The sequence below is a fragment of the Burkholderia sp. Ac-20345 genome, from assembly GCF_017104825.1.
GTDB classification, from domain to species: domain Bacteria; phylum Pseudomonadota; class Gammaproteobacteria; order Burkholderiales; family Burkholderiaceae; genus Burkholderia; species Burkholderia lata_B.
The window spans coordinates 1-24,700 of record NZ_JAAGPO010000049.1 but is presented as its reverse complement, the minus strand read 5'-3'; the positions used below and the strand labels follow the sequence as shown (position 1 = coordinate 24,700).

The 24,700-nt window shown below is 59.8% G+C and carries 23 protein-coding genes and 1 pseudogene; 14 read left to right on the top strand and 10 right to left on the bottom strand.

The window, feature by feature from the left end:
- Positions 1-27 precede the first annotated feature (27 nt).
- From G3O06_RS19165 to G3O06_RS19150, 4 genes are read right to left on the bottom strand one after another with little or no spacing between them, the layout of a single operon-like run.
- Positions 28-1,398 carry a cytochrome c gene (locus G3O06_RS19165; protein WP_205817121.1) on the bottom strand — a complete coding sequence of 457 codons (1,371 nt, stop codon included), beginning with the start codon at positions 1,396-1,398 and terminating at the stop codon, positions 28-30.
- A gap of 8 nt (positions 1,399-1,406) precedes the next feature.
- On the bottom strand, positions 1,407-3,185 hold the full coding sequence (locus G3O06_RS19160; protein WP_205817120.1) for a GMC family oxidoreductase: 1,779 nt from the start codon (positions 3,183-3,185) through the stop codon (positions 1,407-1,409).
- A 7-nt stretch (positions 3,186-3,192) separates the two neighbouring features.
- Entirely contained in the window at positions 3,193-3,945 is a 753-nt protein-coding gene (locus G3O06_RS19155; RefSeq protein ID WP_174967911.1) for a gluconate 2-dehydrogenase subunit 3 family protein, read from the bottom strand.
- Between the two features lie 30 nt (positions 3,946-3,975).
- A complete protein-coding gene (locus G3O06_RS19150; RefSeq protein ID WP_205817119.1) occupies positions 3,976-4,428 on the bottom strand; it encodes a hypothetical protein in 453 nt (150 codons plus the stop codon).
- 707 nt (positions 4,429-5,135) lie between these two features.
- On the opposite strand from G3O06_RS19150, the gene G3O06_RS19145 reads away from it, so the two are divergent.
- Positions 5,136-6,101, top strand: coding sequence for an enoyl-CoA hydratase/isomerase family protein (locus G3O06_RS19145; RefSeq protein WP_205817118.1), 966 nt, complete (start codon positions 5,136-5,138; stop codon positions 6,099-6,101).
- A gap of 190 nt (positions 6,102-6,291) precedes the next feature.
- Here G3O06_RS19145 and G3O06_RS19140 read toward each other — a convergent pair whose 3' ends face one another.
- Positions 6,292-6,582: a hypothetical protein gene (locus G3O06_RS19140; RefSeq protein WP_205817117.1), complete on the bottom strand. Its 291-nt coding sequence runs from the start codon at positions 6,580-6,582 to the stop codon at positions 6,292-6,294.
- Positions 6,583-7,654: 1,072 nt separating this feature from the next.
- On the opposite strand from G3O06_RS19140, the gene G3O06_RS19135 reads away from it, so the two are divergent.
- From G3O06_RS19135 to G3O06_RS19105, 7 genes are all read left to right on the top strand, one after another.
- Positions 7,655-8,941 carry an ABC transporter substrate-binding protein gene (locus G3O06_RS19135; protein WP_174997689.1) on the top strand — a complete coding sequence of 429 codons (1,287 nt, stop codon included), beginning with the start codon at positions 7,655-7,657 and terminating at the stop codon, positions 8,939-8,941.
- A gap of 48 nt (positions 8,942-8,989) precedes the next feature.
- Positions 8,990-9,721, top strand: a complete 732-nt coding sequence (locus G3O06_RS19130; RefSeq protein WP_205817116.1) for an ABC transporter ATP-binding protein — start codon at positions 8,990-8,992, stop codon at positions 9,719-9,721.
- Positions 9,705-10,406, top strand: a complete 702-nt coding sequence (locus G3O06_RS19125; RefSeq protein WP_346779538.1) for an ABC transporter ATP-binding protein — start codon at positions 9,705-9,707, stop codon at positions 10,404-10,406. Before G3O06_RS19130 ends, G3O06_RS19125 begins: the two co-directional genes overlap by 17 nt.
- 4 nt (positions 10,407-10,410) lie before the next feature.
- A complete protein-coding gene (locus tag G3O06_RS19120; RefSeq protein ID WP_174997686.1) occupies positions 10,411-11,283 on the top strand; it encodes a branched-chain amino acid ABC transporter permease in 873 nt (290 codons plus the stop codon).
- Positions 11,284-11,291: 8 nt separating this feature from the next.
- On the top strand, positions 11,292-12,341 hold the full coding sequence (locus G3O06_RS19115) for a branched-chain amino acid ABC transporter permease (protein ID WP_205817114.1): 1,050 nt from the start codon (positions 11,292-11,294) through the stop codon (positions 12,339-12,341).
- Between the two features lie 106 nt (positions 12,342-12,447).
- Positions 12,448-13,551 carry a porin gene (locus G3O06_RS19110; protein ID WP_205817113.1) on the top strand — a complete coding sequence of 368 codons (1,104 nt, stop codon included), beginning with the start codon at positions 12,448-12,450 and terminating at the stop codon, positions 13,549-13,551.
- An 810-nt stretch (positions 13,552-14,361) separates the two neighbouring features.
- A complete protein-coding gene (locus G3O06_RS19105; protein WP_241020132.1) occupies positions 14,362-15,333 on the top strand; it encodes a LysR family transcriptional regulator in 972 nt (323 codons plus the stop codon).
- Positions 15,334-15,768: 435 nt separating this feature from the next.
- On the opposite strand, the gene G3O06_RS19100 is transcribed toward G3O06_RS19105, so the two are convergent.
- The 4 genes from G3O06_RS19100 to G3O06_RS19085 all read right to left on the bottom strand — a co-directional run bounded on the left by G3O06_RS19100 (position 15,769) and on the right by G3O06_RS19085 (position 18,638).
- The gene (locus tag G3O06_RS19100; RefSeq protein ID WP_205817111.1) at positions 15,769-16,803 is read right to left on the bottom strand and encodes an LLM class flavin-dependent oxidoreductase; all 1,035 of its coding nucleotides are present in this window, start codon (positions 16,801-16,803) and stop codon (positions 15,769-15,771) included.
- A gap of 85 nt (positions 16,804-16,888) precedes the next feature.
- Positions 16,889-17,296 carry a DoxX family protein gene (locus G3O06_RS19095; protein ID WP_174997682.1) on the bottom strand — a complete coding sequence of 136 codons (408 nt, stop codon included), beginning with the start codon at positions 17,294-17,296 and terminating at the stop codon, positions 16,889-16,891.
- Positions 17,297-17,316: 20 nt separating this feature from the next.
- Positions 17,317-18,009 carry a phospholipase gene (locus tag G3O06_RS19090; protein WP_174997681.1) on the bottom strand — a complete coding sequence of 231 codons (693 nt, stop codon included), beginning with the start codon at positions 18,007-18,009 and terminating at the stop codon, positions 17,317-17,319.
- Entirely contained in the window at positions 18,006-18,638 is a 633-nt protein-coding gene (locus G3O06_RS19085) for an NAD(P)-binding domain-containing protein (protein WP_205817110.1), read from the bottom strand. The genes G3O06_RS19090 and G3O06_RS19085 overlap by 4 nt, the downstream gene beginning before the upstream one ends.
- A 107-nt stretch (positions 18,639-18,745) precedes the next feature.
- On the opposite strand from G3O06_RS19085, the gene G3O06_RS19080 reads away from it, so the two are divergent.
- A complete protein-coding gene (locus G3O06_RS19080) occupies positions 18,746-19,672 on the top strand; it encodes a LysR family transcriptional regulator (protein ID WP_174997679.1) in 927 nt (308 codons plus the stop codon).
- 117 nt (positions 19,673-19,789) lie between these two features.
- On the opposite strand, the gene G3O06_RS19075 is transcribed toward G3O06_RS19080, so the two are convergent.
- Positions 19,790-20,143 carry a helix-turn-helix domain-containing protein gene (locus tag G3O06_RS19075; RefSeq protein WP_205817109.1) on the bottom strand — a complete coding sequence of 118 codons (354 nt, stop codon included), beginning with the start codon at positions 20,141-20,143 and terminating at the stop codon, positions 19,790-19,792.
- Positions 20,144-20,268: 125 nt separating this feature from the next.
- Between G3O06_RS19075 and G3O06_RS19070 the strand changes: the two genes are divergently transcribed.
- The 5 genes and pseudogenes from G3O06_RS19070 (at position 20,269) to G3O06_RS19050 (ending at position 24,533) form a co-directional block, all read left to right on the top strand.
- Positions 20,269-21,030, top strand: coding sequence for an isochorismatase family protein (locus G3O06_RS19070; RefSeq protein ID WP_241020128.1), 762 nt, complete (start codon positions 20,269-20,271; stop codon positions 21,028-21,030).
- Positions 21,031-21,343: 313 nt separating this feature from the next.
- Positions 21,344-21,532, top strand: a pseudogene (locus G3O06_RS50000) (DUF1275 family protein); the annotation flags it as partial.
- 452 nt (positions 21,533-21,984) lie between these two features.
- Positions 21,985-22,659: a histidine phosphatase family protein gene (locus tag G3O06_RS19060; protein ID WP_174988034.1), complete on the top strand. Its 675-nt coding sequence runs from the start codon at positions 21,985-21,987 to the stop codon at positions 22,657-22,659.
- A 19-nt stretch (positions 22,660-22,678) separates the two neighbouring features.
- Complete coding sequence (locus G3O06_RS19055; protein ID WP_205817108.1) at positions 22,679-23,710, top strand: phosphotransferase; 1,032 nt, start codon at positions 22,679-22,681, stop codon at positions 23,708-23,710.
- A 58-nt stretch (positions 23,711-23,768) separates the two neighbouring features.
- Positions 23,769-24,533, top strand: a complete 765-nt coding sequence (locus G3O06_RS19050; protein WP_205817107.1) for an SDR family oxidoreductase — start codon at positions 23,769-23,771, stop codon at positions 24,531-24,533.
- Positions 24,534-24,700 lie beyond the last annotated feature (167 nt).

The window sequence follows — 24,700 nt, the reverse complement described above, 5'->3', positions numbered from 1 at the left end:
CCGCGTGATGCAGGCAGCCGCGCGATGTCATTTGCCGGTGGAACCGCGCGCAGCGTCGTCGGTCACTTCGTTCGCGACGGCAGCCCGGATCCGCTGCAACTGCGCCGGATCGATCTGCCGCCGGACCTTCGCGACGTCCGATGCGGTCACCTTGCCGGCACGATTGCCCCAGCTTTCACGTACGAACGTCGCGAGTTCGGCGACCTGCAGGTCGGATAGCCGCCAGCCGAATGCGGGCATGGCCAGCGGTGCCGGATCGGATCGGGTCGACGGCATTCGCGAGCCGGTCAGGATCACGTGAATGACCGACGACGGATCGTCGGAAGAGACCTCCGCATTGCCGGCCAGCGCGGGAAACGCCTTCATTGCGCCGCTGCCGTCGGAGCGGTGGCACGCATTGCAGTTGTTGAGGTACAGCAATGCGCCGCTCGTCGGCGCGACGCCCGAGCGCAATGCCGCGGCTGCGTTCGCGTTGATGGGAGGTGCTGCAGGTGTCTGCGGTGCGCGAGCGGGGTGGAGGCTACCGAGGTAGTCGGCAACCGCACCCAGATCGGCGTCGCTGAAATATTGCGTGCTGTTCTCCACGACCTCAGACATGCCGCCGAACGTGGCGTTGCCGTGTGATCGGCCGGTTCGCAGCAGCTGAACGATGGTGTCCCGTGTGAGCTCGCCGGCGCCGTGCCCGGGGCGCAGGTCGGGGGCATGCCAGCCTGCGAGCGTGTATCCGCTCAGGTACAGGTCTGTTCCGCGCTCGTCGAACGCCTTCTCCTGGCCCATCAGGCCGTGAGGCGTATGACAGGCGCCGCAGTGTGCGAGCCCTTGAACAAGATACGCGCCGCGATTCCACGCCGCGCTTTGCGCCGGATCTTCACGATATGCGCCACCGGGGCGAAACAGAAGATTCCATCCCGTGAGCAAAACGCGCAGGTTAAAGGGAAAGTGGAGCCGCGTTTCCGTATTCGGCCGGCTGATCGGGGGGACGCCGTGCATGAAGTACGCATAGAGTGCACGGATATCGGTGTCGCTGACCTTCGAGAAGGACGGGTACGGCATGGCGGGGTAGAGCAGGTGTCCGTCCTTCGCGACGCCTTTGCGCATCGCAGCCGCGAAGTCGTCGTAGCTGTAGCTGCCGATCCCGTGCTTGATATCGGGCGTGATGTTCGTCGAATAGATCGTGCCGAACGGCGTTTCCATCGGCAGCCCGCCGGCGAACGGCTGGTCGCGGCGCGATGTATGGCATGCGACGCAATCGCCGGCGCGCGCCAGATAGGCTCCGCGCGCGATCTGGTCGGCATCCTGCGCGTTCGCGGCGGCCGGTTGTATCCACGTGACCAGCGTAGCGAAGGTCAACAGCAGGCCGAATGTGATTCCGGCCGGCTTCTTTCGTCGAGCACTCATTGCGCTTCCTATGTCGGTAGCAGCGGACCAGGATTCTTCAGATACTGCTCGCGGATCGCGCGCGCCGAGAAGTACGCTTGTGCGCCAACCATGCCTGTCGGGTTGTAGGCCCAGTTTTGTGGAAACGCGCATGCGCCCGTCACGAATACGTTATGCACGTCCCACGATTGCAGGTACTTGTTCACGACGCTCGTATCCGGACGATCGCCGCAGACCGCACCGCCGGTCGTATGCGTGGTCTGGTATGGCCGCATGTCGAAGTGATCGCCGATGTTCCCGACATGGATCGACATCGATTTCGGTTTCATCGCCCGCGCGACTCGCTCGGCCTGGCCGGTGACGAACCGTGTCATGCGCATCTCGTTGTCGTGCCAGTCGAATGTCATGCGCAGCAGCGGGAGGCCGTATGCGTCGCGATAGGTCGGATCGAGATCCAGATAGTTCGTGCGGTACGACATGACCGAGCCTGCCGTACCGATGGAAAATGAATGCAGGTAGTTGTCCTTGAGCGCCTTCTTCCAGGCGGCCCCCCATTTGGGGGTGCCTTCCGGCAGCAGTGTCTGGCCGATCGGGCGGCCGCCGGTGACCATCGCGCTGATATATGCGCCGCCGACGAACCCGGCCGCGGCATGATCGAAGTGATCCGCATTGAAGTCGTCGAATGCCTGGCCTCCGGAGCCGGCGCCGATGAACGGATCGATGTGGACATCCTTGTCGAAGAACAGCGAGACTGCGCTGTTCTTCTGATAGGCGAAGTTTCTGCCGACGGTTCCCGTTCCCGTCGCCGGATCGTACGGCGTTCCGATCCCGGACAGCAGCAGCAGGCGTACGTTGTGCATCTGGAATGCGCAAAGCACGACGATACGTGCCGGCTGAAACACTTCTCGCCCTTGCGCATCGAGATAGGTCACGCCGGTGGCGCGCTTGCCGGATGAATCGAGTTGCACACGCGTCACATGAGATCGGTCGCGCAGCTCGAAATTGGGTTTTGCCAGCAATGCCGGCAAGATGCAGGCTTGCGGCGATGCCTTCGCATACATGTAGCAGCCGAAGCCTTCGCAATAGCCGCAGAAGTTGCACGGGCCGAGCTGCATCCCGTAGGGATTCTGATAGGCGACCGACGCATTGGACGCGGGAATCGGAAATGGATGGAAGCCGGTTTCGCTCGCCGCGCGCTTGAACAGCGCCGCCGGATAGTTGTCGGTGAGCGGTGGGCATGGATAGTCGCGCCGACGTAGGGCCTCGAATGGATTGCCGCCGTCCACGATCTTGCCGAGCAGATTGCCTGCCTTGCCCGACGTGCCCATCACGGCCTCGACACGCTCGAAGAACGGTTCGAGTTCCTCCAGTGAATAGGGCCAGTCCTGGATCGTCATGTCATCGGGAATGAACTTGGCGCCGTATCGCTGCACGTAGTGCGAGCGGATCTTGAGGTCGGCGGCATTGGCTCGCCAGGTTGTACCGTTCCAGTGCACGCCTGCGCCGCCCACGCCGGTACCGAGCAGGAATGCGCCGAGTTGCCGGTACGGCAATGCGTCGTCGTTCGGCGAATGCCGGATCGTGACCGTCTCGCGCGCCAGATTTTGCATCAGCTTGCGTCGCTGGATGTAAGCCAGCTCGTCGGCGATTGCCGGGTACGCGAACTCGGGGCTCGTATCCCGATTCTCGCCGCGCTCCAGGCCGACTACGGTCAGACCGGCCTCGGCCAGTTCCATACCCATGATCGCGCCTGTCCAACCCATACCGACGAGGACAGCATCTACTTCCGGCTTCGTGATTTGCGGCATATGCGTCTCAACCTTGTTGACCTTCGATGCCGACGGGGCCAAACGGGTAGCGCTTGCCGGTCCCGACCCAGTCAAGGAAGTCCGCCCTGGCACCTGGAAAGCCGATCATCTTCCAGCTGCCCATCTCCTTGTTGCCTCCGTGTATCGGGTCCGACAGATAGCCTTCGCGGGTGTTCTCCAGCAGAAACGCGAAGAAGTCTGTCGACGAGATATCGTCGAATGCCATCGCGCCGGATTCCAGCCGCATGAGCACACTTGTCTGCTCTGCCACGGGGAGATCGGCAAAGCGCTTGCCGGCGAATTCGTCCATGCATCGTGCGTTCACCGCCTTGATACCTGCTCGGTACACCTCGCGAGGTGTCAGCCGTGACTGATAGCCGAATAATGGCGAGCCGGCGCGAAACGGACCCTGCATGTACCAATGCGCCGCGTAGCCGTAACCGGTTTCCAGTTGTTTGTCGATGAAGACGGGTACGTTGAGGTCCAGCGCTCCAGGCCCTTCGTCGTCGTGCGGGATCAGGAGATCCGCTGCCGCGAGTACGAAATTCCATTCATCAAGCGTGAAGTATTTCGGACGATAGTTGTCGAGCCCCACGGCGCCGTTGGCGTTTTGCGCTGCCGCTGGCGATGGCGACGCATCGTCGCCGGAATGACAAGCACCGATTGCAACGGCGGCGGGAACAATGGCGACGCGTTTGAGGAATATGCGCCTGCCTGACGCCGACGGGTGCCTGTATTCAGACGGGGGGGCTTCGCTCATCGATGGGTCTCGGATGATTTCATGGTGCAGTCACGTGCACGCGAGTACGGGAGGCATGTCGATTGCACGGTGATGGCGCGTCAATACTCGGTTCGACAGGCATGAGCGGCGCAGCCTCTCGAGGCGCAGCGCACGCGTCGGGACATGCGTCGAAGTGCGGATAAAACAGTACCCGGGGCTCAGCTTGAGGGCAGCCCCCTGTTCGGGGAGGGGCGTGCATGAAGAGCGGCCGGCAACGCCGCATTTCCGGGCGCGCAGGCTGGCGAACCCGGCTTCCGGTGCTGAGCATTTCGACCATTGCGGACGCTCACGGTGAAACGCGCAGAGCCTCAGGTACAGACGGGCGAGCTTGTCGATTCCCGAATGCGGATCATCGGTGTGCGTGATCGTTTGAAGCGTGCTTGCACGTACACCCGTACCGATGTTCATCGATGGATTCACGTGCACGAGCGTTGTCCGCATGAGTGCCAGCGGGATTTTCAAAACCGGTCGAACGGTACAACTGACCATTCCAGATACGGTTCTGCTGGACAGCATCGGCCAACAGTTCAAGAAACGACGTGACATGCCCCCCCACTTAGGGAGGATCCTTGCAAACGCCTCGTCGATACGAGGATCATGGCGGTGGCGAGGTTTGCTTCTTCAAACCGACGACGAATCTCGCTCTTCCACAGGAAACGACTCGCGAATGGAGTCGGATGCCGTCGAGTGACAAGTACAGTTCCCGGCATTCGGGAGTCACGTCATGCGATTCGCAACGTTCTTCCAGAAAGGGGCTGGTGTGGTCGTGGAAATATGGGGAGCGAGACATGGCTTGGTCCAGAGTCGCGCTGGCTATCCGGGCGTACCGCTCGAACTGCTGCCCACGGAACGCAAAACGCTGATGTTTGCCGGCAAGCAGGTGTGTTCAGGGGGGCGGTCGAGCCCGTCGATGTCGAACACGCCCCATGGGCTGATGCATCGCGCAAGATCGCTTACGCGTGCTGGGGCCCATATAGGCCCCCTGGCTGCGCACCGACGCCGTTCATGACGCGTGCCGTCGATTTTCCCGGATTGTTGCCGGGATGACTGGCATGGCGTTTCATCCGCAGCGCACCAGTGGATTGCAATCGCGTCACTCGACTCCTCCGCGAACGCCGGGCCGAGCCAGGCCAGGCAGGCGCGAGATGAATTCAACCAAGGAGCCCGCCATGTCGAATATCTCAAGACGTTCATTTGTCCAGTCCATCGGTGCCGCAACACTGGCTCCCGGCGTATTGCTCGCCTCGACCGAGGCCGGTGGCGCAACCGAGAAGCCCGTCGCACCCCAGGGTGGCGGTGCGGACTATGCCGGCTACAAGCATATTCAAGTCAGCCAGGACCACGGGGTCGCCACCGTGACGTTGAACTACCCGCCGTTCAACCTGCTCGACGAAGTACTGTCGGAGGAGTTCGATTCGCTGACGCGGCAACTGGAACAGGATGCGAACGTACGCGTCGTGGTCCTGCAGAGCGCCGTGCCGAAGTTCTTTATCGCGCATTCGGGGCTGCACCGTGTCGGCTCCGCTCCGAAGACGACTTCAAATACACGCACCTTCCGTCTGACGCAGATGCTCGGCGAGCGCCTGCGCAATATGCCCAAGGCAGTGATCGCCAAAGTCGAAGGCATCGCTCGCGGGGGCGGCTGCGAGATCGCGTTGGCTGCGGATATGTGTTTCGCCGCGATCGGCAAGGCCGTGTTTGGTCAGCCGGAAGTCGTTTGCGGACTCGTGCCCGGCGGTGGCAACACACAGCGCCTGCCGAGGCGCATGGGTCGTGCACGTGCTCTCGAAGTGCTGCTGATTGGGGAGGACTTCTCGGCGGAACTGGCCGACCATTACGGCTACATCAATCGTGCGCTGCCGGCCGGGGAATTGGGACCGTTCGTGGACAGGCTTGCGCGCCGGATCGCGAGCTTTCCCCCTACCACCATTGGCCACTTGAAAAAGGCCGTGGACATGGGGTCGGACGTCTCCTTCTCGGAAGGGTTGCTGGTGGAAGCACACGAGGCGGATCTTTGCGTCGCCAACGAAGCAATACAGGCGCGCGTGAAAGCGATACTCCAGGCCGGTGCCGAAACCTACGAAGGCGAACTGCGCTTTCCCGATCTGTCTGCGAAACTGCCGCCTGCCGATTAAGCAGGCTATTGTTCCTCCGAACGGCGATAACCCATGGGCCGGTGGATGCGATATGACTTGATTCACTTCTTGTCGTCATTTGGCCGGTGAGTTTTCGACTGTCCCGAAGATGCTTGTTGGGGCGCAGCCGTGCACTTGAAATATTGCTCGGCTGCCAAAATGTCTCGGCGGAAATGGCGGAGCGATACGGCTATGTCAATCGAGCGCTGTCATGTGACGAGCTGACACAGGTCGTCGATGAACCGGCACACAGGGCGCGGGCTTTCCGTTTCATACGCTCGGTCACATCAAAAGCACGGTTGACCGCGGCGCGTATGGGCAGCTTTCCGAGGGGCTTCTGGTTGAAGCTTGCGAAGCCGATCTTTGTGTCGCGAACCCTGTCACGCAGGCTCGTGTAAAGCTCGCCATGCAATGCGGCTTCGAAACGTACCAGGAAGAGCTTGATCTGGGCGAGTTGATCGGCCGACTTCCGTCTGCTCACTGAAACGCCACGTCGAACCGAAAATTTTCTGCGGAGCCTCGGCCGGCGTCATGTCTGCCGAGGCAGGTTTTGTTGATCGCCCTGTCGAACATACTTCCTGTCGCCTGCGAACCGGCATCATCGCCATGCCTGCGGGCTTTTTGTGAGCAGGGGCTTCGTCGACCCATGCAGCAGCGAATTGCGTTCGCGAATGACGAACCATGGTTCGTCGTGGGCTTGCTTTGCCCGCGTCCACGCGACGTCGACACCGGCTTGTCGCATGACGTCCGCCTCGAGGGACGCCACTGGCCCCGGAACTGAGCGAGAGCATGGGCCGGCCAGTTTTCCGCTGTGTTTCGTCCATGTTGTTTCGCCCCTATTCCTTCAACGGAAATTTTCCAATTCTCGGAACGTACCGAACACTTCGGATTCCGTGTTTCCTGGCGGTCGGAAATAATCGAAAGTCACGGATTGGTTCGATTCGAGTTCGTCATTGAGGTGGGAATTGTGCATTGAAGGACGTGTGGTGTTGGTCGCATTTTCGAGAATGAATTTCGACTGGCAATTTGTGTGACGTATTCAATGTTTGACAGATGAATTATTTTCAATAGTAAAAATAGGCGGAATCGCTCGCGAGGGGGGCAGGAAACCTGTTTTAAACATCCTGCTAATGTGGTCCGCGGGGTATTGGCCAAGGCGTTGTTCGAGAAACAGCTTGGCAGCTTTCACACGCGTGCCGCGTCACTTCACCGATAACTCAAGCGTATCAGTTGATCGTCAAACGGCATTGGACCGCCGCATCGGAGCACGCATATTCTTGCTCCACCCGACGCAGACCCGGTTCGGTGCATGACAACATGTCGGCGTGAATTCGGCGTCCGAACGTGGAATTCGATGCTGTACACCGATCTGCGAAAATTCAGACAATTATCGCGGTTACATCGAAAGACTTCGATTCCAATTGAATGATTTTTGTGGGTGAGGCTTCACATGGAATGGTTCGGGTGGCGATGCATCGTGCAAGTGTCAGTCAATTATTAATAATATTTAAGAGTCACTGAAGTGGCCAACATCGTGATGCAAGGAGACAGTTGTGGATTATTTCAATGATCAATCCGTCGACGCGCGTCGACGAGCAATGATGCGTGCCGCCGTCGGTGGCGCAGCGCTGGCGACGCTTCCGGCTCGTGCGTGGTCCGCAACGGCGCGGCCAATCAAAATCGGTTTCGTCAGTCCTCAGACAGGTCCGTTGGCGGCATTTTCCGAGCCCGACGATTTCACGATCGGACAGATTCGGCAGGCGTTGAGGGCAGGCATCAAGGTCGCCGGAAAGACCTGTTCCGTAGAGATCATTTACAAGGATTCCCAATCGAATTCGAGCAGGGCTGCGGACGTTGCCAATGACCTGATCCTGAACGATAAGGTGGATCTGGTGATTGCGGCGTCGACACCCGCTACCACCAATCCCGTTGCCGACCAGTGCGAGCTGAACGGCGTGCCTTGCGTGACGACGGACACACCATGGCAGGCCCATTTCTTCGGTCGCGGTGGCAGTCCGAAAAAAGGATTCGACTGGACGTACCACTTTTTCTGGGGACTGGAGGACATCGTTGGAACCTTCACCAGCATGTGGACCCAGGTTCCCGGCAGCAAGGTCGTCGGTGCGCTTTGGCCTAACGACTCGGACGGCAACATATGGGGGGACGCGCAAAAGGGGTTCCCGCCGATCCTGGCGCGCAAGGGTTTCACACTGGTGGACAAGGGGCGTTTTCACCTGCCGTCCGACAATTTTTCCGCGTACATCTCCGATTTCAAGCGACGTGACGCGACGATCGTCACCGGGGTCATTCCGCCGCCGGATTTTGCGAATTTCTGGTCGCAAGCGGGGCAGCAGGGCTATCGCCCAAAGGTGGTGACCGTTGCGAAGGCATGCGAGTTTCCCGCTGTCATCCAGTCGTTTGGTGAACGGGCCGCGGGCCTGTCGGTGGAGGTCTGGTGGTCTCCCGCTCATCCGTTCAAATCGAGCCTGACCGACGTCAGTTGCCAACAGCTTGCTCAGTCGTATAGCCAGAAGACGGGGCGTCCGTGGTGCATGCCGCTCGGTTTCAAGCACGCGCTGTTCGAAGTTGCAATCGATGCCCTGCGCCGATCAGCGGACCTTACGCCGGAAGCGATTCGCAATGCGATACGCGAGACGAATCTGGCGACTATCGTCGGCCAAGTCAACTTTCGCGCAGGACCGGTCGGGAATATCGCGAGGACTCCTCTCGCCGGCGGGCAATGGAAAAGACACGCTAAAGGATTCGAACTGATTCTGGTTGATAACAGCCAGGCACCCATGATTCCGATCCGCGATCGACTCGAGCCGATTCCTACATGATCAGATGTGGTTGAGCGTTTGAATTTTTTCCGGATACAGCGACACGTTATGGAAATACTGTCTCTACATGGCGTATCGAAGTCGTTTGGTTCGATACGCGTTGCCAACGAACTCAATTTATCGGTGAAGAGAGGAGAGGCACTCGGTGTAATCGGGCCTAACGGAGCCGGCAAGACCAGCATGTTCAATCTCATCACCGGGGGCATCGGGGTGGACAGCGGCTCGATCACCTTTGAAGGCAAGGAAATCTCTTCATTGCCGCCTCATATTCGGTGCCGTGCCGGTATCGCACGTTCCTATCAGGTTCCCCGGCCGTTTTTCGACATGACGGTCTTCGAGAACGTGCTCGTGGGCGCAACCTTCGGTGGGGAACGCGATACGAAGTCTGCCATTGAATCTACTGTCCGAGTGCTTGATCAGACAGGATTGCTTAACAAGGCGAACAGGCTGGCTGGAACGTTACCGCTTCTGGACAGAAAGCGGCTCGAGCTCGCGCGAGCGTTGGCTACCGATCCGTCGCTGCTGCTGCTGGACGAGATTGCCGGGGGGCTGACGGAACATGAGATCCGCGAGTTGATCGAGATGATTCATGCGCTCCGCGCGACAGGTATTTCGATCATCTGGATCGAGCACATCATGCATGCATTGATGGCGGTGGTCGATCGCATCGCCGTATTGGATCTGGGTGCCGTCATCCTGGAGGGATCGCCCCGGGACGTGATGTCCAGCGACGTGGTCAATGAAATCTATCTGGGAGGCGGGAGTGAGCACGATTCTTGAGGTCAGCGCCATCGATACCTGTTATGGCGACTTTCAAGCGCTCTTCGGGATCGATTTCGAATTGAGTCGCGGCGAGATTGTTGCGCTCGTCGGCTCGAATGGCGCGGGAAAGTCCACCTTCCTGTCAACGCTTTCCGGCCTGATGAAGCCCACGTCCGGCAACATTCGCATGGATGGAGAGGACGTTACCGGGGTGCCCGCGTACAGGATGGTCGCGCGCGGGCTGTCGATGGTTCCGGAAGGACGCAGACTCTTTCCAAGCCTCAGCACCGAAGAGAATCTTCGCATCGGCGCGTCTTCCGGCCGGAAGGGGCACTGGTCGCTACAAAGGCTCTATGCGCTGTTCCCGATCCTGGAGGAAAAGCGCAAGGTGCCGGCGACGATGCTTTCGGGCGGCCAGCAGCAGATGGTTTCAATCGGCCGGGCGTTGATGGCGAATCCGAGCGTATTGCTCTGTGACGAAATTTCGCTGGGTCTGTCGCCGGCCGCAATCCGGGATATCTACGCCGTGCTTCCGACTATTCGTGAAGAGGGTACGGCGATCGTCGTGGTCGAGCAGGATATTGAGTACGCGATCAAGCTCGTCGATCGACTGGTCTGCTTTCAGGAGGGACGCGTGACATTGAGCGGGGCGCCGGCCCAGCTCACACGCGACCAAATCTCACTTGCTTACTTTGGTGTCTAGTGCCATGTCTGACTGGATCAACGCATTATTAAATGGTTTGTTGCTGGGCGGGCTGTATGCGCTGTTCGCGACGGGTTTGTCGCTCTCGTTCGGCATCATGCGGATCGTCAATATCGCGCACGGCGACCTCGCCATTCTGGGCGCGTTCGTGGCGTTTTCCATCGCAGGCGCACTACGGGTGAATCCGTGGGCTGCCGCGATGCTTTGTGTTGCGACGATGTTCGCTGTTGGTTACGCGATGCAACGAATTCTCGTGGAGAAAACGCTCGACAAGGGAATCCTGTCGCCGTTGCTCGTCACGTTCGGATTGTCCATCGTGCTGCAGAACGGATTACAGGAAGTCTATTCGGCCGATCCCCGTGGCTTCGATGTGGGTGTGCTGTCGACCGCAAGCATCCCGTTGACGGTCGATATTGCGGTCGGCATGTTGCCGGTGTTGACGATGGCGATTGCCATCGCCGTGTTGGCTTGCCTGCAGGCACTCTTTACATACTCGTCGATCGGGCGTGCATTTCGCGCCACTTCGGACGACGCCGACGCCGCGCAACTGGTCGGGCTGAATCATCGGCGTATTTACGGCGTTGCGATGGGGCTTGCAGTGGCCGTTGCCGCGGTGGCCGGTGTATTTCTTGCCGTGCGCGCGAACGTCAGTCCCACCGAAGGGCAGACACGTCTCCTCTATGCCTTCGAGGCCGTCATCATCGGTGGGTTGGGGTCGATATGGGGCACGCTGGCTGGCGGCACGATCCTTGGCATCGCCCAATCGATCGGGATGAAGGTCAACCCGGGATGGGGGACGCTTGCGGGGCACCTGATGTTTCTGGCGGTGCTGGTCGTCCGCCCGAGTGGCCTGTTTCCCCGGACTCGAGATCGGTGAGGCGCGCCATGGAACATTTCATCGTTGAGCGTCATACCCGACTGAGTCGGATTGGGCAAGTCGCGGGATTGGTCGGTGTGTGTGCAATCGTTGCGATGCCGTGGTGGGCGGGACGTCCGGAGCAGCATCTGATGGCGGAGGTGCTGTACACGATAGCGCTTGCCCAGATGTGGAATCTGCTCGCCGGTTACGGCGGAATCATCTCGATAGGGCAACAGGTTTACATCGGGGTGGGAGCCTACAGTCTCGTGGCCCTTGGTCTGGGAGCCGGCATCAATCCGTTCCTGGTCATTCCGATCGCCGGCATTGTCTGCGCGGTACTTGCGATCCCGCTGGCCGCGCTGCTGTTCCGGCTCAAGGGAGCGCATCTCGCGGTCGGAACGTGGGTTGTGTCGGAAGTGTTTCGCCTGCTGGTCTCGAACACCGAGGCATTGGGCGGCGGCTCCGGGTTGTCCGTCATCGCGACCATGCGAGGGATGCCGACCTGGTGGAGGGAAGCGACGACCTTGTGGGTCGCGGCAATCCTCGGCATTGGCGCATGTGCTGTGGTGTATGCCGTCCTCCGCTCGCGTTACGGACTGGCGCTGACTGCGGTACGGGACAACGAAATCGCCGCGCGCAGTCTTGGCGTACCGACCGGGAAAATCAAATGGGTCGTCTACATTGGCTCGGCTGCGGGATGCGGGATGCTGGGTGCGCTGATCTTCGTCACGAAGTTACGCGTTTCGCCGGATGCAGCGTTCTCGATCGACTGGAGCACCCTGATGCTGTTCACCGTGGTGATCGGAGGGATCGGAACGATCGAAGGGCCGATTGTCGGGGCGCTACTGTATTTCGTCTTGCGGCAGTCGTTGGGAGACCTCGGGGTCTGGTATCAGATCGTAATGGGCGTACTCGCTATCGTTTTCATGATCTGGTGTTCGAAAGGGATATGGGGACGTTGTGCGTCCGGACGAAACATGTCGATCTTCCCGACCCGCATGCGCATTGTGATCGATCCGGATCGGAGCCGGGCGGCAGGGCCCGAGATGCAAATCAATTCGACGGAGACGCCGTGAAAATGGAGAAATGACGCGGCATTGCCGAATAGGCGATGCGATTTATGTGGATAAAAATATAAATCATTTAGTGATGCGAATAAATATCAAGGTGAAGGAGATGGAGATGAGGAATTTGAAGTGTGGCCTGTTTGCGGTGGTAGCGGCAATGCCCGCGCTCTCCTCCGCACAAAGCAGCGTTTCGATATCGGGTCTGATCGATGCCGGGGTGTCGTATGTGAGTAACCAACACGGCGGATCGAGCGTCATGTTCGACAGCGGGATTCTATCGCCGAGCTTGCTGATGCTGAAAGGAACGGAGGATCTCGGTGGAGGCAGCAAGGCAATTTTCGAGCTGACGTCGCAGTTCGATATCGGATCGGGAAAAACGATTCCGGCGGCGGGGTCGATTTTCGATCGTACTGCGCTGGTAGGAATCACAAACGATCGCTACGGTAGCATTACGCTTGGAGATCAATACGAGTTCATGTTCGATTCCCTGACGGTCGGGCGTTTTGACGGCGCGTTCCTGTTTGGTGGTCTGTACGATTTCAGGCAGGGTCCGTTTTCAAAACTCGGCATTCCAAATAATCCAACCGGATCGTTTGACTTCGACAGAATGGCGGGCGGAACGCGCGTTGGAAATTCGGTCAAGTATCGCAGTCCGGTCCTGGGTGGATTCAGCTTTGGCGCGATGTACGGGCTCGGCGGGAAGCCCGGCGCGTTTTCCGCGAACTCGACGGTCAGTGCCGGAGTGAACTACGAACAGGGTCCGCTTGGGCTGGGCGCCGCATACACCAACGAACGCTATCAAGTTCTCGGGAACGGAAACGACTCGATCAGAAATTTCGGCTTTGGCGCGCACTATGCGTTCGGATCTGTCCTCGGGATGCTGCTGTATACCAATACAAAGAACACGGCGTCGAATGCCGGGATCAATGTCTACAAGACGGGCGTCCAATGGCACGTTTCCGCGCCGTGGATCGTCGGCCTGGACTACACGTTCATGAAAGGAAACGATGTCTTGTCCAACAACAAGGCACATCAGATTGCCGCCGCCGTCCAGTACCTGTTCTCGAAGAGAACGTTGGCGTACGTCGAACTCGTCCATCAGCGCGCAAGCGGAGATAGTAACGGCGGTGCGTGGATCAACGGATTGTTTCAGCCGGATAGCGGGTCGAGCAGCCGTGTCCAGACGATCGTGAGATTGGCTCTCCAAACGAAATTCTAAATTTCACCCGGAACGAGCGCGAGGACGTCCCGTTACGCGGCGCGTTTGATATCCTGATTTGCATATCAGGACGGATTCAACGCGTCGAAGAGATCGATCGAGTGCATGCAGATTAGTCCGACATCGGACGGGAGATGCGTGCGCTCGATCGAGATGAGTCTGCGGGTTTTCGTCATCTTGAGCGGGTGGGGGCGGTATGTGGATATCGCGCGGCCGAGCATGCGTTGTCAGAATACCGCCATCGAATCGCTTCGATTGAGGTTGCCACGAAGCCGGAATTTGCCAGCTCGACCGTATTGAAATCCTGAGTCGATCGTGTTCATGAAATATCCCGATATCGAAGCACGAGGAGCGGGGCGCTCCGACGAGTCTGTCATCGCGTGTGAAGACACGATAAATACTGGATCCGACCGAAGATTCACGTGACAACGTCGCGGGTGCAGATGCAGCTGTATTTCATCGTCGAAGGGAGCGAGTCTTGTTCGACGCGGGGCATTGCTCTGTGCCAGAGCGAGGGAATCGTCACTGTTTCCCGCTCAGATGGCATTCACGCGTGAGTGTTCTGTAAATGCTCCCGCGAGCCTGACACCGGCTGGTCGATCGAGACTGGTAGACGGGCGTGTGTCGTTTGTATCCACGGCCTGAACTGCGTCGGGCATGGCGCACCGGTCGATACTACTTGAGGTCGTCTGATACGTGACCTCTGGCGGTACCGGAGACGTTGGGGAACACGGCCAGCGTTGGATTTCGCCCGATTGCGATCGGACTTGTCGGTCGGGTGCTCCCGAAGGATCGGGGGGCGTGTCACACATGCAGCAAATACGTGCCGAAGGCCGGAACGTGTTGGAGATGGCTTTGGAACTGAGACACTTGAAATACTTCGTTGCAGTCGCCGAAGAGCTGAATTTTCATCGCGCCGCGCGGCGTCTTCATCTTTCTCAACCTGCGCTCAGCCGGCAAATTCAGCAACTCGAGGACGAAATCGATGTCGCGCTCTTTCAGCGGTCGGCTAAGCGAATCGATTTGACGACTGCAGGCCGGACCCTCCAGAGTCACGCGTACACCATTCTGGCGCATGTCCGAAAAGCGGAAGAACAATCGAGGTCGGTCGGCAAGGGAGAGGCCGGGTATCTGGCGATTGGCTTCTTCGGGTCGGCTATCTTTGACGTGATACCGAAACTATTGCTCGAGTACGGACGACAACATCCAAACGTCAAACTGCAGTTGTTCCAGATGACAAAGGAAGCGCAAATTCAGGCGCTTCGCGACAGAGAGCTGACGATTGGATTCAATCGTATGGTTCCACCCCAATCGGACATCGTTCAGCGGGTCGTTCTGACCGAGGACATGATGGTTGCGATTCCGAGTGCTCACCCGCTTGCCAGGCAAAGGCGTATCGACTGCTACGAAGTATTGAACGAGCCTATGGTGCTCTATCCGCGTTGGACCACGCCGGGACTGGGAACGCGGGTATATGAAATCTTCGACGCGTACAACGCACAACCCAACGTAGTGCAGGAGGTCACCGATGTTGCGACTGCAATGGCACTGGTTGCGGGTGGATTCGGGTTGAGTATCGTTCCGCAATCTGCATCGCATCTGAGGCTACCAGGAATCGTCTATCGCCCGTTGATTGCCAAGGTGGCCGCGAAAATCGAACTCGTTTGCCTTTATCGACGAGATGATCACTCGCCCATCCTGCGGTCTTTTCTTGAAGTTCTCCAAACCCTCACGTCGCGCGACGCTGAAATGGCGGAACAACCTTCGACGCAGAGTGTGTGACATCTTGTGCAGACCGATAGCCCGACGGGTGCACGCCTGAATTGCGCGGATGTGTGTGATCGTGGTGAGGCGTTTTAGATAGCGCTGATATGAACGCGGATTAGTGTTTCGGTGACGATTTTCCGAGCCCGGACGGGCGGTGGACGAGATGCCCGAATTCAGTGCGATACGCTTGACCGAACAGAGGGCGAGGCTTTGACGGCCGGCGTCAGTTCTTTCCAACGATGGTATGAGACATCTTGGTGATCGCGAGACTCAAGGGCGAAGCATCGTTAGGATCGGCCGTACTCTTGAATCGGTTTGCGCGCAGGACCGGGAAAGTGGAAAGGACAGGCGCTCGTCGAGTGGGCATGCTTGAACAAGTCGAGCACGCAGGGAAACAGCGCCCATCGCATGCTTGCCCGATACCCGGCGGCCGTAGTGACCGTGCGATTTTCAACCGTCTTTTAGTGCGCGCCGTACTGCAGGCGCGACGTCGCTTGCGAATAGTTCGATCGTATTTCGGACCACGTCGCGAGGTAGGCCGCCGATATCGAGTTGGGCCATATAGCGTTGGTGACCAAAAAGCTCGTGCTCGTACAGAATCTTGTCGACGATCTCTTGCACGCTGCCGACAAAGAGCGCTCCGTGCGGTCCGGTGAGCGTGTCGTATTCATCCCGCGTGAGAGAGCGATTGCGATAGACGTGTGGCAGGTTGAACCGGAAGTAGTCGCGATAGTAGGGGAAAAAGGTGTCGCGAGCACGGGTGCCGTCGCGCTGCACATGAAAATGCCCGGAAATGGCAATGGCGAGATTGGAATCAGCGTGTCGCGCCGCCCGGCCCGTCTCTCGATACAGTTCGATGAACGGTTTGAATTGTTCGGGACGCCCGCTGATGTTGGCGAGGTTAAGTGGCAGGCCAAGCGTGCCGGCTCGGCGCGCACTGGCGGGAGTACCTCCCGCGGCAATCCACAACGGCAAGGTGTTTGCCAGAGGTCGCGGCACGATTTGTGCATCGCGCAAAGGTGCGCGATGCCGTCCCTGCCATGTCACATGAGGAGCAGCGTCCAGTGCGATGAGTAGATCCAGTTTCTCGTCGAACAGGGCGTCGTAGTCGTCGAGCCGGTAGCCGAACAACGGAAATGATTCGACGTAGGCGCCGCGACCGACCAGAAGCTCTGCGCGTCCGTTTGAAATCAGGTCGACTGTCGAGAATTGCTGGTACAGACGCACGGGATCGTCCGAGCTCAGGATGCTGACCGCACTTGTCAGACGGATGCGGCGCGTCACGGCTGCAATTGCCGCAAGCACGGTCGCAGGCGACGAAACCGCGAAATCGCCGCGGTGATGCTCGCCGACACCAAAGACGTCAAGACCGGCGTCATCGGCCAAGCGTGCCGCGTCGATGATTTCGGCCAGGCGCCGGCTTGCATGGGTGGGGCTGCGCTTGTCCGGGGCGAGATCGCCGAAAGTGTAGATGCCGAATTCCATGTGTGCGGGGTGTGCGGTTCCAGCGGTCGGCTTGCGCAACCCGCGGACGGCGTAGCGCGTAATTGACGGAAAACCGCGCGAGTGGTCAGAAAGGCAGATTAGGGGTTCGCTTGACGGCATGGGCACCGTCGCCGATCAGGGCGATCACGATGGCCGCGATGGCCAGGAATACCGGGTATTCCCAGCCACCATGCGGATTGGTGAACATCCAGCCGTTGCCGAAGTGGACCGTCGACGCGACAAATAGCTCGGCGGCGGCAACAATGGCGACGATCCGGGTATAGATGCCCAGCAGCAGCAAGATGCCGGCACCGATCTCGAACAGAATGATCGGCCATGCGAACCAGCCGGGGAATCCGACCGATGCGAAGAATTGAGCGGTACCAGTCGGCGTGAACACGAGCAGCTTGGTCAGGCCGTGGGCAATGAACATCACACCGAGTGCAACGCGCAGCACGAGTGCTGCATAGGGGGCAGTGCGGGAGTCGATCACGGGATTCTCCATATTGAATATCAGGCAAGGGAAAGGCATGCGTTTAACCAAGCGTTGAAATCGCCAATGGTTTCGGGCGTCAGTTGGTGACCAGTCGGATAAATTTCTGTTCGATGCCGGATTCCGAGGCTTGTCAGTTTCGCGCTGGCGCGCTCGGCCCACGCAACGGGCAACTTGTCGTCGTATTGCCCGTGGGCAATGAACGCCGATAGCGTAGACAGCGCATCTGAGGTCGAAATGCGCTCGTCGAGCTCCGGCAATATCCGCCCGCTCAGGATCGCGAAACCCTTGACCTCCGACGGCGATGTCAGCGCGGTACTCGCGCTCATGATCCCGCCCTGACTGAAGCCGGCGATGACTGTCGGGAGCGGAAGCGAGCCGTCGTTCTCTTGAAGCACGCGGATCAATGTCTTCAGCTTTGCGCGGCTGCTCTCGGCCTGTTGTGCGTCGATGATCGGACCCTGTCGATCGAAGCGCACCTGAAACCACGCGAATTGCTGAGGGCCGATCGCAACAGGTGCACGCACAAAGACGCATTCGATGCGTGGATCGAGCATTGCGGCGAGTTGCAGCAGGTTCGTTTCGTTGCCACCGACCCCGTGCAGCAGGACCAGCCGCGCAACGGCGGACGAACTCCGGTGCACATGGTATGCGAGCCCGGACTCCGGATCATGGGTCAGCGCCAGCGGTGCGTCATGAAGGATCCGGGTCATGATTTTGCAATCCAGGCTGGGGCGATCGCGGTACCCATACCCGCGCCGTATCCAAAGTAGATGTTCAGGCCGGCGAGCGGTTCGAGGTAACGGGCGTTTCTCAGCGAGCCGGCATCCACGGCAAGGAAGCCAATGCTTTCGATCAGTACTTTGACCGTGTCTTTGGCCCGCGTGTCGTCCCCGGCGAAGAACACCGAGCCGCGTTGTCCGTCGGCAAACAATGCACCATCGGAGAGAACTTGAGCGAAGACCGTATTGAATGCCTTGACGACGTGGGCGTTGGGTATGGTGCGAGCAATTTCCTCCGCGCCCGACGTGTTGTGTCCGATAGCGAGGCTCATGTAGTCCGTCGTCAGCGGGTTGGTGATGTCAATGACAATCTTGCTGTTCAGGTCGCCAACTGCTTGCAATGCTGGCGCTGCATCGGCGTAGCTCGTGGCAACAATGATGACGTCGCTTTCTCTGGCCGCGTCGAACGCATTGACTGCTACCGTGCTTGGATGTGCGTTTGCCAGCGCGCGAGCCTTGGCGAGATCTCGACCGACGACACGCATCGAATGACCGGCTCGTGCAAACTGCGTAACGAGAGCCGAACCCATATTGCCGGTGCCTAAGACGGTGATTTTCATGTTTTCCTCGAGTGGAGGTTGGTTCACGTGGCTTCACTATATTGGCGCGGATGATGGCGATAAATCGCTATCATTGGGATTGGTTGTTCCGATTCGCGAGACGATAAATGGACCGTAGCCTGGAAATGTCGGTGTTCGTCGCAGTGGTCGAGGCCGGGAGCTTTGTGGGGGCGTCAGAAGGGCTACGTATGTCCAAGGCAGCGGTCTCGCGTCATGTCGACGCTCTTGAGAGCCGTCTGGGAAGTCGCTTGTTGCAACGCACGACGCGCCGCCTGTCGCTCACGGAGGAGGGAAGGCTGTTTCATCAGCGAGCGAAGGACATACTGAGCGCGATGAACGATGCGGAGGCCGAGGTGAGTTCCCGGACGCATCAACCCGGTGGTGTTGTCCGGATCAATGTGCCACTGAGCTTCGGTATTTCACATCTCGCGCCGCTATGGGGACGGTTCATGGCGTTGTACCCGCAGATCGATCTCGACATCGTGCTGAATGATCGTGTTGTCGACCTGGTCGACGAGGGCTACGATCTGGCGGTCCGGATCAGCGCATTGCCGGATTCGTCGTTGGTCAGCCGCAAGCTGGCCGCCACCCGTATGATGCTTTGCGCGTCGCCTGGCTATCTGCAGCGATACGGCATGCCGTTGCATCCGGCTGAATTGGTCGGGCACCGTGTGCTCGCCTATACGTATCTGGCGGGGCGCGACGAATGGCAATTTCAGGGGCCGGACGGAGACGTTACCGTGCGAACCAGGGCGCGCGTCTATTCAAGTAACGGTGACACGTGTCGCGCGATCGCGCTGGCAGACGAAGGCATCATTCTGCAGCCGAGTTTCATGATCGGCGACGATTTACGCGCCGGACGCCTGGTGCGGTTGATGCCTGAATTCCAGGCCCTCGAACTTGGCATCTACGCCGTCTATCCAACGCGCAAACAACTTGCGTTCAAGGTACGTTGTCTGATCGACTTCCTGGTCGATGCGTTTCGCGATCCTCCGTGGAGCGCTGTTGATGCAGGAGCGGTTTCCGATGGGTGAAGCATCGAGCCCGCGCGAAGGCGGTGGCGGATACATGTGTGATTTTCCGTCAAACCCCATTGCTGTCGATTGAACCGATTTTGTTCGCGTCGTGGCCAGGCAGTAGCCTGACAACCATTAAAAGTTCTCGTCGACAAACTGCTCGGAGACCTGCTCCATCATTCGAAACACCGGCTCCAGTCGTCTCCCTTTATCAGTGATGACGTACTCGACGTGCGGCGTGGCGGACTTCCGAATGATTCGCTTGACGATGTGCTGCTTCTCGAGACTTCGCAGTCTCTCTGTCAGCACCTTGGGCGAAACAGGGCCGATCGTTCGCTCGATTTCTGCAAACCGGTGATGAGCTCCGTCCATGAGGAGCCATAAGATCCGTAGCGTCCATGCGCCGGAGAGAATCTCCATGCAAATCTCAAAGGGACAGGGTTGTCTGGATGCTTCGAACGGAGCGGATACGACGGCGACTTTTTCCATGGGGATCTTCTTGGTTACGCGTTGGTAAGTACCTTACGCGATGAAAACGTGCGTGATAGTGTCCCATACACCCTTGACTGACGAAACATGTTCGTCGGGTGGGCACTATTAATTTGGAGAACACAATGAGCAACAGGCCGGCCGATATTGTCAGCCCCGTTACCAATCAGATACTGTCTCCTGCCACTACAACCGAGGACGCCGTGCGTGCCGGTCGCGCTCACTACGACAAGCCGACACCCGAGAACGCAATCTTCCTCTTCATCGATCATCAGATCGGCCTGATGGCAGGCGTACGTGATTTCGGTTCGCTCGCCGAGTATCGGAGCAACGTTGTGGGGCTGGCGCGTACGGCAAAGGCGTTGAAGATGCCGGTACTGATCTCGTCGTCCAATGCGCAATGGCAAAACGGAGACACGCTTCCGGAAATCAAGGAGATTTTCGATGAAGAACCGGTCTACCGGCGCACCGGCATCATCAATTGCTATGAAGATCCGACCTTCCGCAGTGCGCTGGAAAAACTGGTCCAGGAAACCGGCCGGCGGCACATTATTATTTCCGGCGTGACGATCGGGACCTGCTGCGCGTTTCCGACGCTTTCAATGCTGCAGGACGGCTACAAGGTATTCCCGGTCGTCGACGCATGCGGCGCGTGGAATGCCTACGAGGCTCAGGCTGCGATGTCTCGTATGGGTAACGCCGGCGCCGAGTTGGTCACGACGTTCGCGCTTGCGTGCGAGTTGCAGGCTGACTGGAAGCGTCCGAGCGCGACCGACATGCTTGCTCCGTTTGTCCAGAACCTTCCTGAGTACGGTTTCGTTCTGCAAAATTACTGGAACAACGCAAATCAGCATACGGTTCCGGACCCATTCGGAATGGTGAAATAAGCCGGTGCCCGACGCGTCGGACGCTGTTGCATTGAGTGCAGGTTCATCGCGTCGGCATCTGGAATGAATTTTTTTTAGGCTATTTTATTTATAAGAAATGATTCGTATTGCAAATAAATAATAGAATCTTTGGGAAGAGCGGGCGATAGGCGAGGGGCGTGCGCGCCAGATAAGATTCCGAAGAAGGCTTTTTATAACGTTCGTGAATCTCTATGTTTTCACTGGGAGCCGGCGTCCTGGTCGGCATTCTCTACAGCGTGATCAATGATTGTGCTGCAAGTGTGTGTGGCGTTCTCTCGGCCGGACCGCGGCAATGATGCCGGATGACAATTTGCTCGCGACGATTGCCGGTTATGCGGACACGCTTGGCTTCTTCGCACTGTCAGGCCTTTTCACCGCGCATGTCACGGGCCACCTTGTTTTGATCGGCGCGGAAGTCGCCGGGTTCGGACAAGGGCTCTTCGTGAAGCTGACGGCGCTTCCTGCGTTCGTCGTCGGCATATTTGATGAAGCGATTGCCCACTACGGGCTGCCCGGGATCGTATGCGTCGGTCGGGGCAGTCCGTTCAGGGCTAATGCGTTCACCGAGGCGGTGCTGGCCTGGATCAGATGCATCGCGAACTGCTTGTCGAAACTGGCCGTGACGGATTCGACGTGGTTCGGGTTGAGGACGTCGGTCATGGCGCTTTGAGGGGGCGGGCTCCATGCCGGATGCCGGCACGCAAGCCGCTCGAGATCGGCTTGCGAGGTATTCCGGAACCGCAACTTGAAACCGAAGGCACCTTTGGCAGCGGCTCCGCGAGCAGTCCCGATGGCCCGGCCGCGCCGGAGCAAGCCGGACCGCAAGCCCGTCCGGAAGGATTCACCCAATGAATACCCCCGGATTCAGAAAATAAAGTTTAAAAATGCGTCCCCGCCCCCTATGCTGAATCCTTCTGATCTGGCGGGCATGCGATGGCTGAACTTTTTCTGGTACGGCACGGGCAGGCGTCCTTCGGCACGGACGACTACGACCGGTTGTCCGCGGCGGGCGAGCAGCAGAGCGTCTGGCTCGGCGAATACTTCGCGCAGCAAGCGCTCACATTCGACCGCGTGATCTGCGGCACGCTGAACCGCCACGCGCAGACGGTCGACGCGATCCTGCGCGGGATGGGCCGCGAAGGCGCGCCGGTCGACCGCCACCCGGGGCTGAACGAATACGACTTCCACGGCCTGTTCGCGGCCGCCGCGCACGATTACCCCGACATCGCCCGCCTCGCGGCCGGCTCGATGAAAGAGCATTTCCGCGCGCTCCGGCAGGTGCTGCAGCTCTGGTCGGAAGACAAGCTCGGCGATTCGGCCCCCGAGACCTGGGCGCACTTCCAGCAGCGCGTGGCCGATGCCCGCGCGGCCATCCGCCACGGCGGCGGCCAGCGCGTGCTGGCGGTGAGCTCCGGCGGCCCGATCGCGGTCACCGTGCAGCAGGTGCTGGCCGCGCCGCCGTCGAGCGCGATCGCGCTGAACCTGCAGATCCGCAACAGCAGTCTTTCGCAGTTTTTCTTCAACGCCGATGCGTTCCACCTCGCGTCGTTCAACGGCATCCCGCATCTGGAGGATCCCGAACGACACGCGCTGCGAACCTACGGCTGACCCACGAACGATCGCGACGATGACGAACCCTACCCAGCAACTCGACGCAGCCCGCCTCACGCGCTATCTGGAAGCGCACGTGCCGGGCTTCGAAGGCCCGGTCGACTTGGAGAAGTTTGCCGGCGGCCAGTCGAATCCGACTTTCCTGCTGCACGCGAAGAGCGGCCGCTACGTGCTGCGCCGCCAGCCGCCGGGCGAACTGCTGAAGTCCGCGCACGCGGTCGACCGCGAATTCCGCGTGCTGAGCGCGCTGTCGGGCACCGCGGTGCCGGTCGCGCGTCCGTATCACCTCTGCGAAGACCGCGACGTGATCGGCAGCATGTTCTACGTGATGAGCTTCGAGGACGGCCGGATTTTCTGGGATCCCGCGCTGCCGGAACTGCCGAAGGCCGATCGCGCGGCGTGCTACGACGCATTGCTGCAGACGATGGCCGCGTTGCACGACATCGACGTCGACGCGGTGGGCCTCGCCGACTACGGCCGCCCCGGCAACTACTTCGAGCGCCAGATCGGCGTGTGGACGAAGCAGTACCGCGCGGCCGAAACGGAGCGCCTCGACGCGATGGAAACGCTGATCGACTGGCTGCCGAAGGCGTGCCCCGCCGACACGGGTCGGCCGACGCTGGTGCATGGCGACTTCCGGATCGACAACCTGATGTTCGCGCGCGACAGCTTTCGCGTGCAGGCCGTGCTCGACTGGGAACTGTCGACGCTTGGCAACCCGCTCGCCGATCTCGCGTATCTCTGCATGTGCCTGCGGCTGCCGTCCGGCGGGCAGGTGCGCGGGCTCGCGGGCCAGGATCGCGCCGAACTCGGCGTGCCGGACGAAGCGGCGATCGTCGCGCGTTATTGCGAACTGCGCGGCATCGAGCCGATCCGCGACTGGCACTTCTACCTCGCATTCAGCTTCTTCCGGCTCGCGTCGATCGCGCAGGGCGTGAAGGCGCGCGCGCTGCAGGGCAATGCGTCGAGCGAGCAGGCGCTGCGCGTCGGCGCGATGGCCGGGCGGCTCGCCGAACTGGCCGTTGGCGTGATCGACGCGCATCGCTGAAGCCGCCGGTTTCACCGGGCAGCGGCAGGACAACACATCAATGGAGGAGCACAGCAACATGGCAACGAATCTGTTCGACCTGACGGGCAAGATCGCATTGGTGACGGGCGCGAGTCGCGGCATCGGCGAGGAAATCGCGAAACTGCTCGCGGAGCAGGGTGCGCACGTGATCGTGTCGAGCCGCAAGCTCGACGACTGCCAGGCCGTGGCCGACGAGATCGTCGCGGCAGGCGGCCGCGCCGAGGCGCTGGCCTGCCACGTCGGGCGGCTCGAGGACATCGCCGCGACGTTCGAGCACATCCGCGGCAAGCACGGCCGCCTCGACATCCTCGTGAACAACGCGGCCGCGAACCCGTATTTCGGGCACATCCTCGATACCGACCTCGCCGCGTACGAGAAGACGGTCGACGTGAACATCCGCGGCTACTTCTTCATGTCGGTCGAGGCCGGCAAGCTGATGAATGCGAACGGCGGCGGCGCGATCGTCAACACGGCGTCGGTGAACGCGCTGCAGCCGGGCGACCGGCAGGGCATCTACTCGATCACGAAGGCCGCGGTCGTCAACATGACGAAGGCGTTCGCGAAGGAATGCGGGCCGCTCGGCATCCGCGTGAACGCGCTGCTGCCGGGTCTCACGAAGACGAAGTTCGCGGGCGCGCTGTTCGCCGACAAGGACATCTACGAGACCTGGATGGGGAAGATCCCGCTGCGCCGCCATGCGGAGCCGCGCGAAATGGCCGGCACCGTGCTGTATCTCGTGTCGGACGCGGCGAGCTACACGAACGGCGAATGCATTGTGGTCGACGGTGGCCTGACGATCTGAGCGCGCGATGAAGATCGACAGCTACGCCGGACAGGCCGTGATGATCAAGCGGGTCGGGCGATCGCGCATACGGATCCGCTCAAGCGCGTGACGCGGGTGGATTGGGATGGCTACGGGCAGCGAACCCGAATCGTCGATCCGGCGGAGGGCACGCAGCAGTTCCGGTA